The sequence below is a fragment of the Oleiphilus sp. HI0086 genome (genome assembly GCF_001635225.1).
This window is the reverse complement of sequence record NZ_LWFZ01000660.1, coordinates 1-13,340: the sequence shown is the minus strand read 5'-3', so window position 1 is coordinate 13,340 and position 13,340 is coordinate 1. Positions and strand designations below refer to the sequence as shown.

Sequence of the window (13,340 nt, the reverse complement as noted above, 5' to 3'; positions counted from 1 at the left end):
GAAAGGGCCGCCAGAGCCAATTGCAATCAGGCTATCTTCAGGCTCTATTACATCGCCATTACCGGTGATGATAAGAGAGTTGTTTTCGTCTGCCACGGCAAGCAATGCTTCAAGCTTTCTGAGTGCGCGATCTGTGCGCCAGTCTTTGGCTAGCTCAACGGCAGCTTTAACAAGATTGCCTTGATGTTTCTCTAGTTGCGCTTCAAAACGTTCAAACAATGTGAAAGCATCTGCTGTGCCGCCTGCAAACCCGGCGATGACTTTGCCGTCATAGAGTCGGCGCACTTTTTTAGCGTTGCCTTTCATGATGGTGTTTCCGAGCGAAACCTGACCGTCGCCGCCAAGAGCAACTTCGCCTTCGCGGCGGACTGATAAGATGGTTGTCATGAACTTCTCCACAAAGTTTGCGTTCACCAATGCGGCCAAGTGGCTCAATTGGTGTTTTGACTAAATACTGCCAGCTGCGATTAAGCGATGTATTGCAGCAGCGAAAGTTTTTATATGGAGTCGCTTGAAGAGATATCAAGCGTTAAGAAGGCGCTTTAGCTATCTTTTTTTACTTTCTTGACGAGAGGCTGGATATTAAGAGATACAAGTTTATCCAGGGCGCTATTTAACTTACTACGGTTGGTGAATGGTCCGGTTTTAACTCGGTGCCAGACAGTACCTTTATCATTGGTAACTGTTTCAATATTGGCTTTTAAGCCCTTAAAGGCGATAGTGGCTTTTTGGCGCTCGGCATCTGCCCGGTTTTTGAATGAGCCAGTTTGAATCACATAGAAGTAGTCTTCACTGCCTGATTTTTGTTTGAAGCGATACTCTTCTACCTTCGGTGCAGTCACTGTCGATTCTGGAAGGATATCGTAAAAGTTGAAACGCTTTGCCGGTGCTTCTTCGGCGGGCGTGCTTTTGCTGGCAGAAGGGGATTTTTTGGATATTGTTGGCTGTTTCTCGGGTGTTTCAGTGGGCGGAATAGACTGTAAAAAATACAAGCCATAGGCAAAAGCACAGACCAGTACAATTAGGGAAAGAAAAAATGGTGTACGGTTTTTTACCGGCGCTGAGCTTGGCACTTCTTTAGGGCTTGCTCCGCTGGCCTTCTTGCTCGCGCTGCTTTTAGCCCCGCCAGACTTTCCCGAAGAACCTTTTTTTGTCTTGGGTGCTCCGGGCTTTTTAGTGGTCGAGGGCTTAGCAAAATCTTGAGTCATATGATCAACGCGTCAATAGTTTATCGGGTGTGATTACATTTCTTCAGGAGCGCTAACCCCTAGTAGCTTAAGCCCGTTTCTCAATACTTGCTGGATGCTTAGGCAAAGCACTGCACGAGCATCTCTAATTTTACTATCTTCAACCATTACAATATTTGAATTGTAGTAGGTATGGAAGTCGCTCGCCAAACTATAGAGGTAGTTTGCAATTTGATGAGGCGCATTTTGCTCTCCCGCAATGCTGACAACTTCAGGGAAGCTAGCCAGCGTGTTTGCTAGTTTACGTTCGCTTTCAACGCTTAGCTGCTCTAGGTTGGCTAGGCCGTCTTCGGCAGACCACTCTGGAGAAGCTGCTAAAACCTTTCTAAAAATACTGCTAATTCGAGCGTGTGCATATTGGATATAGTACACAGGGTTGTCATTTGACTGGCTGCGAGCCAGGTCAATATCGAATGTTAGTTGTGAGCTGGGAGCGCGTGCGACCAGGAAGTAGCGAGTGGCATCGCGGCCAACTTCTTCGATCAAGTCTCGCAATGTGACGTAGCTGCCGGCACGTTTGGATAGCTTCACCTCTTCGCCGCCTTTCATGACAGTCACCATTTGGTGAAGAACATAATCAGGCCAGCCTTCAGGTATATCTTGCTTCAATGCTTGTAGGCCTGCTCGAACGCGAGTGATTGTACTGTGGTGGTCGGCACCCTGTTCATTTATGACGCGAGTAAAGCCACGTTGCCACTTGTCGAGGTGATAGGCTACGTCTGGCACAAAGTAAGTGTAGCCGCCTTCAGTTTTGCGCATAACACGATCTTTGTCGTCGCCAAAGTCTGTCGTTCGCAACCAAAGCGCGCCATCTTTCTCGTAGGTATAGCCATTTTCAATCAGAGCTTCCACTGCTTTTTCGACTTTACCATCGCTATAGAGAGAGCTTTCAAGGAAATAAACATCGAAATCAACGTCAAAGGCTTTTAGGTCTAGATCTTGCTCTCTTCTTAAATAGGCGACAGCAAAGTGTCTGATATCTTCCAGGTCGTCAGCGTTTTTGGTACCTGTAAAGCTCTGGTCGGCAGACTCGATGGTTTCACCGTTCATAAAGCTTTCAGCAAGCTCAATAATATAGTGCCCGCGATAGCCATCTTCTGGCCAGCTTGGGTCTTCAGGTGTTAAACCTTTGCAGCGAGCTTGAACAGATAGAGCCAGGTTATTGATTTGTTGGCCAGCATCGTTGTAATAGAACTCGCTGGTCACATCCCAGCCATTTGCACCGAGAAGTCTGCAAATGCTGTCACCGACTGCTGCGCCACGGCCATGCCCTACATGCAATGGGCCGGTAGGATTAGCGGAAACAAACTCGACTTGAACTTTTTGGTCTTTACCTGAGTTGTTGTGTCCATATTTATCCGCATTTTCAATAATTGAACTGAGGACGGCAAAGCTGCTGGCGGAGCTCATAAAAAAGTTGATGAAGCCAGGGCCAGCAATTTCAATTTTGTCTACGCTTGCATTATTTTGAGCGGTGATCTTTTCAACGATTTGCTCAGCAAGCGCTCGAGGTGGCATCTTGGCCTGCTTGGCTAAGACTAGCCCTATATTCGAGGCATAGTCGCCATGCGCTTTATCTTTTGTCGCATCAATATTGATCTTATAACTCGCGTCCGAAGGAATGACGTTCTCGTTGCTAAGTTCAGTCACAACCGTTTGTACAAGTTCAATTATCAGTTCTTTCATGCGCGTCCAGATTTACAAAAGCCAATGGGAAATTAAAAGGGGGCGTATTATCTATGATTCCGTTCAAGATTTAAACGCTAATACTTGGAGTTAGAGTAAAAAGTGCGCTTTTTACTCTGACTCCAAGTATTGCTATTAGACGTAATCGAGGGGGTCTGCGTCGATATATAGCTTGGTTTTATGGGATTTACGCGAATCTAGATAACAGCGCAAGCTATGTACAAGCTGCGAGCGAGCCTTCATATCTGAAATAAATAAATGCAAGTAGCTTCGGTAGATTCCAGACTTTCTGGCGATATTTGCTTCAATGGGGCCCGATATTTGTATCGCTGCCTCGTTAGAGTAACTTGCTAGCACCAAGTTTTTAATTGAACTCAACTCTTCAAGGTTTGCCTCAGCCTTGGCTGACTCAGCCCGGATAGTGAGCATTTTTGAGAAAGGCGGCAGCTCGCAATATTGGCGCTCTTCAAGCTCCTGCTGAGCAATGCTTGTATAGTCACTACGCAGAATAGGTTCAAAGATGGGGTGTTCTGGTTGGCGTGTCTGGATGAGCACTGTGCCATGCTTGTTACCGCGGCCCGTGCGCCCTGAAACCTGTAAAAGTTGCTGTGCGCTGCGCTCAATGGCTCGATAGTCGGCGCTAAAAAAACTGGCGTCGGCATCGATGATGGCGACCAGGGTGACGTTATGAAAGTCATGCCCTTTTGCGAGCATTTGTGTGCCAATCAACAAGCAAGGCTCTCCCTTATTGATTTGCTCGACTAGCTCAGTCATTTGTTTTTGGTTCTTTATGCTGTCTCTGTCAATACGCACCACGCTGGCGCTCGGGAATTGTGCCTGCAGTCCAAACTCTAGTCTTTCGGTGCCTGCGCCAAGTGGTGTCAGACTTGTGTGGTTGCATTCATGACAGGCTCTTGGAATGATTTCTTTATGATTGCAGTGATGGCAATGTAGCTGAGGTGGGCGACTATGAACAGTAAGGCGTGCATCACAGTGAGGGCACTGGGCGAGCCAACCGCAGCTATTACACATTAGTGTTGGTGAAAAGCCTCTGCGGTTTTGGAATATGATTACTTGGTTGCCTTGAGCAAGCTCTTCTCCGATTCGCTGCTTCAAGGGGCGAGAACAACCATTCTCCAGAGGACGGCTGCGGATATCGATTAGAAACATTTCCGGTGTTTGGCCTGCGCCGGCGCGTTCTTGCATTAAAGCTAGCTGATAGCGACCTAGCTTAACGTTATAGAGGCTTTCAAGTGATGGTGTTGCACTTCCTAGCACCACTTTGCATTGTTCAATCTGTCCGCGTTTGACTGATAGATCTCGTGCTGAATATTTGAAATTATCAATCTGCTTGTAGGAGGGGTCATGCTCTTCATCTACGATAATTATTCCGAGCTCTTTGAAGGGAGTAAAAATTGCTGAACGGGTGCCGATGATGACGCGTGCAATGCCTTCTTTTGCTAAAAACCAGCTAGTATATTTCTCTTTATGGCTCATGCCAGAGTGAATGACGCCAATAGGTGTGCTCAGCTGACTCTGGAACCTGAGTAGCGTTTGTGGGCTGAGGTTAATTTCTGGGATGAGAATGAGGGCCTGTTTACCTTGTTCAAGCTGTTTCTTTACGCATTCGATATAAACTTCAGTTTTGCCGCTGCCCGTTACACCCTGAAGTAGGGTTGCATTGATAGTTGCATCGGCGTTAAGAATTGTCTCAACTGCAAGCTTTTGCTCGGTATTGAGGGTTTTGCTTTGAATGGGCGCTTTGCTTTGTTGTTCTTTTTCCGCGCTCAGGGGGTCATAGACTTCTTTATATATGTAGCCTGCGCCTTCCAGGTTTTTGAGTTGACTGTTGCTATATCTCATAGCTTTGAGTGTATCGAGCCAAACGCCTTCAGGGTTGCTTTCGAGATAGTCGAGTATCTCTATTTGCTTGGTTGCATTCGCTCTACCTTCAAACTGTTTGGGGCTGCGATACCATTTGCTTAGCTCTATGCTTTTGACCAACGCGCCTTGCTTTGCAGAGGTTGTTCTAAGTGCTCCGGGCAGGGCGGTCGCGAAACAATCTCCAATAGGGTGACAATAATAGCTTGAGGCCCAGTTTAGCAGCTGCATCAAAACGCTTGGAAAAGTGGGTGATGGATCTAGAAGCGCCAAGGCGTTCTTGATTTTCCCCTCATGAGCCGAAGGGGTATTTTGTATTTTAGTGATAATGCCAACTAACTTTCTTGGCCCAAAGGGAACGAGAACCCTGCTCCCTTCCACAAGATATTCAGGGTTTATCTTATCAGGCGGCAGATAATCAAAGCAGCGAAATAAAGGGGTGGGGACTGCAACGGTGATGATCATGCAAGATACGAAGGAAATCTCTTAGAAGTAGGAGGCTAAATTCTAGTGCATTTCAAAAATGAAATAAACGATGCTTGCTTATTGTGTTTATTTTGTTAATATGCGCCGTCTTAAAAATTGGCAGTCACTCTGTCTTTTGTCTAAAAATTTGTTTTCAAGGCAAGTTTGAAGGTGTAAAGATAGATGGGAAGCCCCCTTTCGTGCGGTGCCTTAACGGCTCTTCTGGTTTTTTATAAGCTAAAAGAAGAGTGATAAGTGTAAGGTGGCGGCATAATTGAATTAGAGGTGTGCAATGAAAGAAGCTATTCATCCTGATTACCAGGAAATCGAAGCAAAATGTGGTTGTGGTAACGTTATTAAAACACGTTCTACGCTATGTAAAGATATTACTCTGGACGTATGTTCAGCATGTCACCCATTCTATACTGGTAAGCAGAAAGTAATGGATACAGGTGGTCGTATTGATAAGTTCAAGAAGCGTTTCGGCAGCCGTATCGGCGGCTAAGCTTTGTTTGGCGAGTTGCCAAAGAACTAAGATATTCCGAAAAAGAGCGCTTGTCGCTCTTTTTTCGTCTGGTTATTTGATGATTTCGGTCAAATGACAATAAAAAAGTTACGGCGTATTATCATTTGATAATTGTCCATAGGTAATAAGTGATGTCATAATGTGCGCCGCGGACAGGCTTTAGGGCTTTAATGTCCCTGAAAGAACCTAAACGGAAAAACCAAAACGGTAGAATATAATGTCAGATTTCAAACAAGATGCTCTAGATTACCATGAGTTCCCGAAGCCAGGGAAAATCAGCGTAGAACTTTCTACTCCTGCTCAAACCTCTCGCGACCTTTCTTTGGCTTATAGCCCAGGTGTTGCAGAGCCAGTTAAGGAAATTGCTGCTGACCCGGAAAATGCATATAAGTACACTGCTAAAGGTAACTTGGTAGCGGTTATTACTGATGGTACTGCGATTCTTGGTCTGGGTGACTTAGGTCCTTTGGCTTCTAAGCCTGTAATGGAAGGTAAGTCTCTTCTTTTCAAACGTTTTGCTGGCGTTGATTCAATCGACATCGAAGTTGAATCTGAAAGCCCTCAAGCATTTATCGACACAGTGCGTCGTATTGCGATTACTTTTGGTGGCATTAACCTAGAAGACATTAAAGCACCTGAGTGTTTTGAAATCGAGCGTACGCTTAAAGAGCAGTGCAACATTCCAGTTTTCCACGATGACCAGCACGGTACTGCTATCGTAACGGTTGCAGGTGCATTGAACGCACTTGAAATTCAAGGCAAGAAAATTGAAGAAGCAAAAATGGCGGTACTAGGTGCCGGTGCTGCTGCAATTTCTTGTTCTAAGCTACTTACCCTTGCGGGTATGAAGCCAGAAAACATCTTCATGTGTGATCGTAAAGGTGTTATCCACTCTGGTCGTGATGATCTAAACCAGTACAAGGCAATGTTTGCAGTAGATACTGACAAGCGTACGTTTGACGATGCGCTAGACGGTGCTGATATCTTCTTGGGTCTATCTGGTCCTGATATGGTGACTGGTGAACAAATTAAGAAGATGGCTCCAAACCCAATCATCTTTGCATGTGCTAACCCGGTTCCAGAAATCATGCCTGAAGTGGTTGCAGAATCTCGTCCAGATGCTGTTATGGCAACAGGTCGTTCTGATTACCCTAACCAGGTAAACAACGTTCTTGGCTTCCCATTTATCTTCCGTGGTGCGTTGGATGTTCGTGCAACAGCTATCAATGAAGAGATGAAGCTGGCTGCTGCTAAAGCACTTGCTAATCTAGCAAAAGAGCCTGTAACTAAGGAAGTTCTAGACGCTTACGGTGTGGATTCAATGGAATTCGGTAAAGAGTACATCATTCCAAAAGCGACAGATTCCCGTTTGTTGGGTATTGTATCTACTGCGGTTGCTCAAGCAGCGATCGATACGGGTGCTGCGGAAGGTCCACTTCCTGCAAACTACCCACTTAAGTCTTTAGAAGATATCTAATGGCTTAACTCTTTAGAGCCAAAAGTTCTAAAGAAAACAAAAAAACCGGTGCTGGAAAGTACCGGTTTTTTTATGTCTCTATATTTTGTCTAGAGTAGAATGGGGTGGTGTCGTGAAGGCTCTTGCTAGTTAGAAGATATCTTCTGGAGCGATTTGAGGTTGTGTGCTTTCTTTGTGTTCAAATGCAGGTGGCAAGGTTCTAGGCTTTTTCGGTGCTAGCTCTTTTCTGAATATCTCGAACATGGCGTTGTCTGTGCCGGGCAGAGCTTGCTCGCCTGTTTCTTTGTTTATCCGAACGGTTACCAGGCCGTCAGGTTGGGGCAAGTTGGCGTTTGGTGTGCCTTCTAGAGCGACTGCCATAAAGTCATTCCATATTGGTAGCGCGGCGCGAGACCCGTATTCTCTCCTTCCTAGTGTTTGCGGCTTATCAAAACCAACCCAGACGCTAGTTTCTAGCTGAGTGTTGAAGCCGGAAAACCATGCATCCTTTTGGTCATTTGTTGTGCCAGTCTTGCCTGCCAGGTCTTTACGTTTTAGTTGTAGAGCCTTTCTGCCGGTACCTTTTGTGATAACGTCTTTTAGCATTGAGTGAAGAATATATATATCGCGTTCATCGGCGATGCGCGGGGCGTAGGTGATTTCCTCGTTAGTCTCTTTGTTGTCAATCTCTTCTGAGCTTTGTTGAGTGAGGCAGTTTTCACGGCATACGATGGGAGCCGTGTTTTTGAAAATTATGTTCCCCTCATTATCTTCGATATGAGATATCAGATGGGTATCAATTTTGTAGCCGCCGTTGGCTATCATTGCATATCCTCTGGCGATGCTGATAGGGGGGAGTCCGGCGCTGCCAAGCGCGAGAGACAAATCTCTGGGTAGGTCTTTTTTGTCAAAACCGAATTTCTCAATGGTGTTCAGTGTTTTTCGGACGCCAGTTTCTTTTAGGAGCCGAATAGATACCAGGTTGCGGGAATTATACAGTGCTTTTCGGATCCGGGTTGGGCCATAAAACTTACCGCTAGAGTTCTCGGGCCGCCATGCCGCTTCCAGATTGTCGTCCTCAAATACGATTGGGGCATCGTTGATAAGGCTTGCAGCGGTGGTCCCGTTTTCTATCGCTGCCAAATAAACAAAGGCTTTGAAGTTGGAACCTGGTTGTCGTTTGGCTTGTGTCGCGCGGTTGTAGTGGCTCATGGCAAAGTCATAGCCGCCAACCAGTGCCTTGATTGCTCCGTTGTCGGGGTTGATCGAAATAAGGGCGCCTTGTGCCTCCGGAAGTTGGCTTAGGTGGATGATTTCTGCCATTGCCGTTTCGCCGTCTTCATTGCTGGTTTCTGTGTTTGACGTGGTCACTTGAATCACGTCACCGGTTTGAAGTATGTCTTCCAGGCTTTTGATGGCAGGACCTCTTCGGTCAACGGTCTCGTATTTTCTTGCCCATTCGGCCTGCTCGCGTAGCAAGGTCTTTTCCTGGCCATCTTTGAGTGATAATTTGGCGCTATCTTGAGATACTTCTAATACCAGCGCTGCTTGGTGTTGACGTGGGGTTTTGATGGAGCGTAGTTCACTGATCGCGCTTTCGATTGCTTCTTCAGAGCTAATGTCCAAGGTTTTTATTGGGCCTCGGTAGCCGTGACGCTTGTCGTAGTCTTCCAAGCCTTTTTTGACCGCGCGTGAGGCTGCTTCTTGTAGTTTGCTGTCTACGGTTAGGAAGACACGCATGCCAGAAGTGTATGCATCAGAACCGTAGCGATTAATAACTTCTCTTCTCGCCATTTCAGCAACATAAGGAGCATAAAGTTCCGAGCTTCCGCCATGGTAGCTGGCTGTAATGAGAGAGGATTTTGCTTCAGCGTGTTGTTCTGAATCGATCATCTCCAAATCAAGCATCCTGTCCAGGATCCAGTTTCTTCTGATTTTAGCTCGTTTGGCATTGGCTAAGGGGTTGTACCGAGACGGTGCTTTAGGAAGGCCCGCGATCATCGCCATTTGTGCCAGGTTTAATTCATCAATAGGCTTTCCATAATAGACTTGTGCAGCTGCATGAACACCGTAGGCTCTATTACCTAAATAAATCTTGTTTAAATAAAGTTCTAGGATTTCTTGTTTGGAGAGAGATTGCTCAATCTGAATCGCTAAAAAAATTTCATTGAACTTTCGGATGAAGGTTTTTTCTCTGGAAAGAAAAAAGTTTTTGGCAACCTGCATGGTGATGGTACTGCCGCCAGTTTGAATTCTTCCTGTGGTAACTAACTGAGTGGCTGCGCGAGCCAGGCCTTTTATATCTATTCCGCGGTGCTCAAAAAAACGATTATCCTCGGCTGCGATAAAGGCATTAAGCAAATTTTGAGGCGCGTCACCAATATTTATTGGCTTTCTTCTCTTTTCGCCGAACTCGGCTATGCTTTTGCTATCAAGTGAGTAAATACGTAAGGGTGTTTGTAATTGGGTGTGCTTAAGTTGCTCGGCATCAGGAAGTGTTGGCGTCAAATAAAGGAAGAAAGAGGCCATTAAGAAAAAGGCACCAGATATCATTGCGGCCAAGGACCAAGCTGAAAAGCTCAAGAGTCTCACAAAACGAAACATGTTTTTCCTAGCAAGTTAGAAATATACAGCTATTATCTGAGAAATAGCTTTAATTTAAGAATTGTAGGATTATACGTCTTTTTAGAGTGTTATAAGTAAAAAAATGTACATTGAGGTGTGAATAATAGATTCATAAGTACATCTCAATCAAAGTAGCTGCCATTAATTTAATGGGTTTTCGCGTGTTTGGATTATTTGGAAAGAAAAAAGATTCCTTGTTAGGAATCGATATCAGTTCTTCTTCAGTAAAATTATTGGAGTTGTCAAAGAATGGTGAAAAGTTCCGCGTAGAGAGTTACGCCGTGGAACCGCTACCTAGTAACTGCGTAGTAGAGAAGAATATTAATGACTCGGAGTTGGTTGGTGAAGTCATCGGAAAGGTGGTGACTCGCTCGCGTGCTAATAGTCGATTAGCTTCTGCTGCCGTTGCGGGTTCAGCTGTTATCACCAAAACCATACAAATGGCGGGTGGGCTTAACGAGTCTGAGCTGGAAAATATGATCGTTGTCGAGGCTGATCAATATATACCTTATCCTCTTGATGAAGTGGCTATCGACTTTGAAGTGCTTGGCGAGTCAGAGTCGGGCGCTGACCAGGTTGATATATTATTAGCTGCTTGTCGAAAAGAGAATGTTGAACTTCGGGAAGAAGCCCTGGAAATTGGTGGCTTAACATCGAAAGTTATCGATATCGAAGCTTACGCAATTGAACGATCCTTTGAACTTGTCGGTTCGCAAATTGGCGTTGAAGGTGAAGAGCAGACAGTCGCAATTGTCGATGTTGGCTCAACGATGACGACATTGAGCGTACTTGCCGATGGCAAAACGATCTATACAAGAGAGCAGTTATTTGGTGGGCGTCAACTGACAGAAGAAATTCAGCGACGTTATGGCTTATCTTTTGAAGAGGCCGGGCTAGCTAAAAAGCAAGGTGGCTTGCCAGATGACTACGAGCGTGAAGTCTTAGCTCCTTTCAAAGAGGCAGTCGTTCAACAAGTCGCCCGTTCATTACAGTTCTTCTTTTCCTCAAGCCAATATAATGAAGTCGATTATGTCGTGCTTGCTGGTGGTGTTGCGTCAATAAATGGACTTGTAGAACTGGTTGAAGAGAAAGCAGGGATCAAGACTATAGTGGCTAACCCTTTCGTTGATATGACCCTAAGCTCGAAGGTGAATGCGTCTGCTTTAAGTAATGATGCACCTTCTTTGATGATTGCTTGTGGTTTGGCTATGAGGAGTTTTGATTAATGCCTTCTATTAACCTTAGGCCGTGGCGAGAAGAACTCCGAGCCGAGAAACAGAGGAATTTTATTACCTCGTTGATCGGTGTCCTTGTTGTTGCAGTGGTACTTGTATTCCTGTGGCAAGACTATGTTAGTTCCGAAATTGAAACTCAAAAGTCTCGAAATAATTATTTAAGCTCTTCAATGGCTGAGCTGGATAAGAAAATTAAAGAGATCAAAGAGCTGAAAAAAGAAAAGAAAGAGCTTTTGGATAGAATGAAGGTCATTCAGGACTTACAGGGAACACGCCCGGTTATCGTTCGTGTGATGGATGAGTTGGTGAGAACACTTCCAGATGGTCTTTATTATGAAAGCCTTGAGCGAAAAGAGGATCTCATAGAGATTACGGGTTTGGCTGAATCTAATAACCGTATTTCAGGTTTGATGCGAAACTTTGAAACATCAGTCTGGTTTTCTAACCCTAATCTGAAAGACGTGAGTGCGATTAAAGGTGATGACGGGACTCTAAATAGTTTTGATCTTAGTGTTAAGCAGGTGACGCCTGAGTTAGCTGAAGATCAGGAATCAAGTGAAAAGGGGACTAAATAGTGGGTTTTTCTGAATCTATGGAAAGCCTGAAAGGCTTTGATCCCAATGATATAGACTTTAATAATGCAGGCTCATGGCCTGCACCTGTTAAAGCGGTCGTTTTAGTTGTTGTATTTTTAGTATTGATTGTAGGCGGTTATTTCTTCCTGATTCAGGATCAATATACTGAATTTGATAGAGTCGCTGCAGAAGAAGCAAACTTGAAGCAACAATATGAAAGTAGAGCGTATAAAGTGGCAAATCTGGAGGCTTTTCGTCTGCAGATGGACGACATGAAAAAATCTTTTGGTGTGCTTCTTAAGCAGTTACCTGCAAAAACAGAGGTTCCGGGTCTACTTGAAGATATTACCAATACCGGGCTGGGAAGTGGCTTAGAAATTGAGTCTATTCAGTTGAAACCCGAGGTTTCTAAAGAGTTCTATGTTGAATTGCCAATGGAGATCGTGGTTGCCGGCACTTATCATGACATTGCGTCTTTTGTGAGTGGTGTTGCAAGCTTGCCTCGAATCGTGACTTTGCATGATATGAATATTTCCAAGATGCAGAGTAAGTCTAAAGGAAATAGTCAGGGGCGCAGCAGTCATAAGCTGCAAATGACTGTGCAAGCGAAGACATATCGTTATGGTACTGAGGCAGACAGAGAAAAAAGTAGGCAATCTAAGAAGAAGAAAGGGAGGAGAAGATAATGAATAAAATTTTCTTGTCTCTCGTGCTCGTATCAAGTGTTCTATTGAGTGGTTGTGGTACGAGTAGTGGCTTTGGTGATTTAGATCGCTTTATGGCAGAGGCTGATGCCAAGCCGCGTGGAAAAATAGAGGCTTTGCCTGAAGTACAAGTATATAGAGCATTTACATACAGTGCTGCGAATAGACGTTCACCTTTTTTGCCGCCTGAAGATGTTGTGGTAAGCGTGGTAGAGATACAAAAAGATCAAAGTAACGTTAAGCCGGATTTTGATCGAGTTCCTGAGGTTCTGGAGTCATACTCTCTAGGGCAGTTAAAAATGGTTGGTACGCTTCAGCGAAATGAACAAGATATTTTGTGGGCGCTGATTGCTGATGAGTTGCAGAGCGTACATATGGCCAAGGTTGGGCAGTATATGGGTAAAAACCATGGCCGAATTGTAGATGTAAGAGTTGGTCAGATTGATTTGATTGAAATTGTTCCCAACGGATATGGCGGCTGGCTTGAAAGGCCGCGAACCATCTCGCTGGACGATCAGTAATTAAGGGGGCTTGGGAATAATGAATGATATATCAAATAGAGCAAACATGTTTAAGTCAAAAGTAAGTAGAATATTAAGGTTTACAGAAATGGTCCTTCAGACGCGTAAATTAATAACCCTGATTGGAGTTTGCTTCTTTGCAGTAATGAATGCAAATGCCGCTAACCTTAACGATGTTAGCTTTGCTTCTCTGCCTGGAGATCGAGTTGAAATTTCCTTGATTTTTGATGAAACGCCGCCGGAAGTGAATGGCTATACGATTGAAAAACCAGCAAGAATAGCGCTCGATTTACCGGGTGCTAGCAGTAAGCTGGCAGAGAAATACCATAATCTTGGTATGGGAAATGCGAAACGCATGACTGTAATCGGCACCAAGGACCGAACCCGTGTAATTCTTGATTTAGTTGACTTAGTGCCCT

General features: G+C 44.9%; 11 protein-coding genes and 1 pseudogene. 7 read left to right on the top strand and 5 right to left on the bottom strand.

Features of this window, described 5'->3' with window-relative positions; all coding sequences use genetic code 11:
* From hslV to A3756_RS09460, 4 genes are all read right to left on the bottom strand, one after another.
* Positions 1-399 (bottom strand): ATP-dependent protease subunit HslV (gene hslV, locus A3756_RS09475; protein WP_197481260.1); only part of this gene is annotated, 399 nt, incomplete at its 3' end.
* Positions 400-542: 143 nt separating this feature from the next.
* Positions 543-1,208 carry an SPOR domain-containing protein gene (locus tag A3756_RS09470; protein WP_082865176.1) on the bottom strand — a complete coding sequence of 222 codons (666 nt, stop codon included), beginning with the start codon at positions 1,206-1,208 and terminating at the stop codon, positions 543-545.
* Positions 1,209-1,241: 33 nt separating this feature from the next.
* On the bottom strand, positions 1,242-2,933 hold the full coding sequence (argS, locus tag A3756_RS09465; protein ID WP_068553395.1) for an arginine--tRNA ligase: 1,692 nt from the start codon (positions 2,931-2,933) through the stop codon (positions 1,242-1,244).
* 135 nt (positions 2,934-3,068) lie between these two features.
* Positions 3,069-5,279: a primosomal protein N' gene (locus tag A3756_RS09460; protein ID WP_068553394.1), complete on the bottom strand. Its 2,211-nt coding sequence runs from the start codon at positions 5,277-5,279 to the stop codon at positions 3,069-3,071.
* A 292-nt stretch (positions 5,280-5,571) separates the two neighbouring features.
* Between A3756_RS09460 and rpmE the strand changes: the two genes are divergently transcribed.
* Together rpmE and A3756_RS09450 are read left to right on the top strand one after the other, a co-directional pair.
* Positions 5,572-5,784: a 50S ribosomal protein L31 gene (gene rpmE, locus A3756_RS09455; protein ID WP_068509060.1), complete on the top strand. Its 213-nt coding sequence runs from the start codon at positions 5,572-5,574 to the stop codon at positions 5,782-5,784.
* Between the two features lie 235 nt (positions 5,785-6,019).
* Complete coding sequence (locus tag A3756_RS09450; RefSeq protein ID WP_197470071.1) at positions 6,020-7,282, top strand: malic enzyme-like NAD(P)-binding protein; 1,263 nt, start codon at positions 6,020-6,022, stop codon at positions 7,280-7,282.
* Between the two features lie 129 nt (positions 7,283-7,411).
* On the opposite strand, the gene A3756_RS09445 is transcribed toward A3756_RS09450, so the two are convergent.
* Entirely contained in the window at positions 7,412-9,865 is a 2,454-nt protein-coding gene (locus A3756_RS09445; protein WP_068553393.1) for a penicillin-binding protein 1A, read from the bottom strand.
* A gap of 182 nt (positions 9,866-10,047) precedes the next feature.
* Here A3756_RS09445 and A3756_RS09440 point away from each other — a divergent pair, with 182 nt between their 5' ends.
* From A3756_RS09440 to A3756_RS09420, 5 genes and pseudogenes are all read left to right on the top strand, one after another.
* The gene (locus A3756_RS09440) at positions 10,048-11,112 is read left to right on the top strand and encodes a pilus assembly protein PilM (RefSeq protein ID WP_068553397.1); all 1,065 of its coding nucleotides are present in this window, start codon (positions 10,048-10,050) and stop codon (positions 11,110-11,112) included.
* Complete coding sequence (locus A3756_RS09435; protein WP_068553392.1) at positions 11,112-11,696, top strand: PilN domain-containing protein; 585 nt, start codon at positions 11,112-11,114, stop codon at positions 11,694-11,696. The genes A3756_RS09440 and A3756_RS09435 overlap by 1 nt, the downstream gene beginning before the upstream one ends.
* Positions 11,696-12,382 (top strand): type 4a pilus biogenesis protein PilO, encoded by a 687-nt coding sequence (locus A3756_RS09430; RefSeq protein WP_082865054.1) that lies wholly within the window; start codon positions 11,696-11,698, stop codon positions 12,380-12,382. The genes A3756_RS09435 and A3756_RS09430 overlap by 1 nt, the downstream gene beginning before the upstream one ends.
* Complete coding sequence (locus tag A3756_RS09425) at positions 12,382-12,921, top strand: pilus assembly protein PilP (protein WP_068506594.1); 540 nt, start codon at positions 12,382-12,384, stop codon at positions 12,919-12,921. The genes A3756_RS09430 and A3756_RS09425 overlap by 1 nt, the downstream gene beginning before the upstream one ends.
* Before the next feature lie 88 nt (positions 12,922-13,009).
* A pseudogene (locus tag A3756_RS09420) lies at positions 13,010-13,340 on the top strand (AMIN domain-containing protein); the annotation flags it as partial.

Excerpts from the sequence above, each read along its gene's own strand:
- rpmE (WP_068509060.1), top strand. The coding sequence starts at position 5,572 with ATGAAAGAAGCTATTCATCCTGATTACCAGGAAATCGAAGCAAAATGT.
- A3756_RS09470 (WP_082865176.1), bottom strand. The coding sequence starts at position 1,208 with ATGACTCAAGATTTTGCTAAGCCCTCGACCACTAAAAAGCCCGGAGCA.
- A3756_RS09435 (WP_068553392.1), top strand. The coding sequence starts at position 11,112 with ATGCCTTCTATTAACCTTAGGCCGTGGCGAGAAGAACTCCGAGCCGAG.
- A3756_RS09425 (WP_068506594.1), top strand. The coding sequence starts at position 12,382 with ATGAATAAAATTTTCTTGTCTCTCGTGCTCGTATCAAGTGTTCTATTG.
- A3756_RS09445 (WP_068553393.1), bottom strand. The coding sequence starts at position 9,865 with ATGTTTCGTTTTGTGAGACTCTTGAGCTTTTCAGCTTGGTCCTTGGCC.
- argS (WP_068553395.1), bottom strand. The coding sequence starts at position 2,933 with ATGAAAGAACTGATAATTGAACTTGTACAAACGGTTGTGACTGAACTT.
- A3756_RS09460 (WP_068553394.1), bottom strand. The coding sequence starts at position 5,279 with ATGATCATCACCGTTGCAGTCCCCACCCCTTTATTTCGCTGCTTTGAT.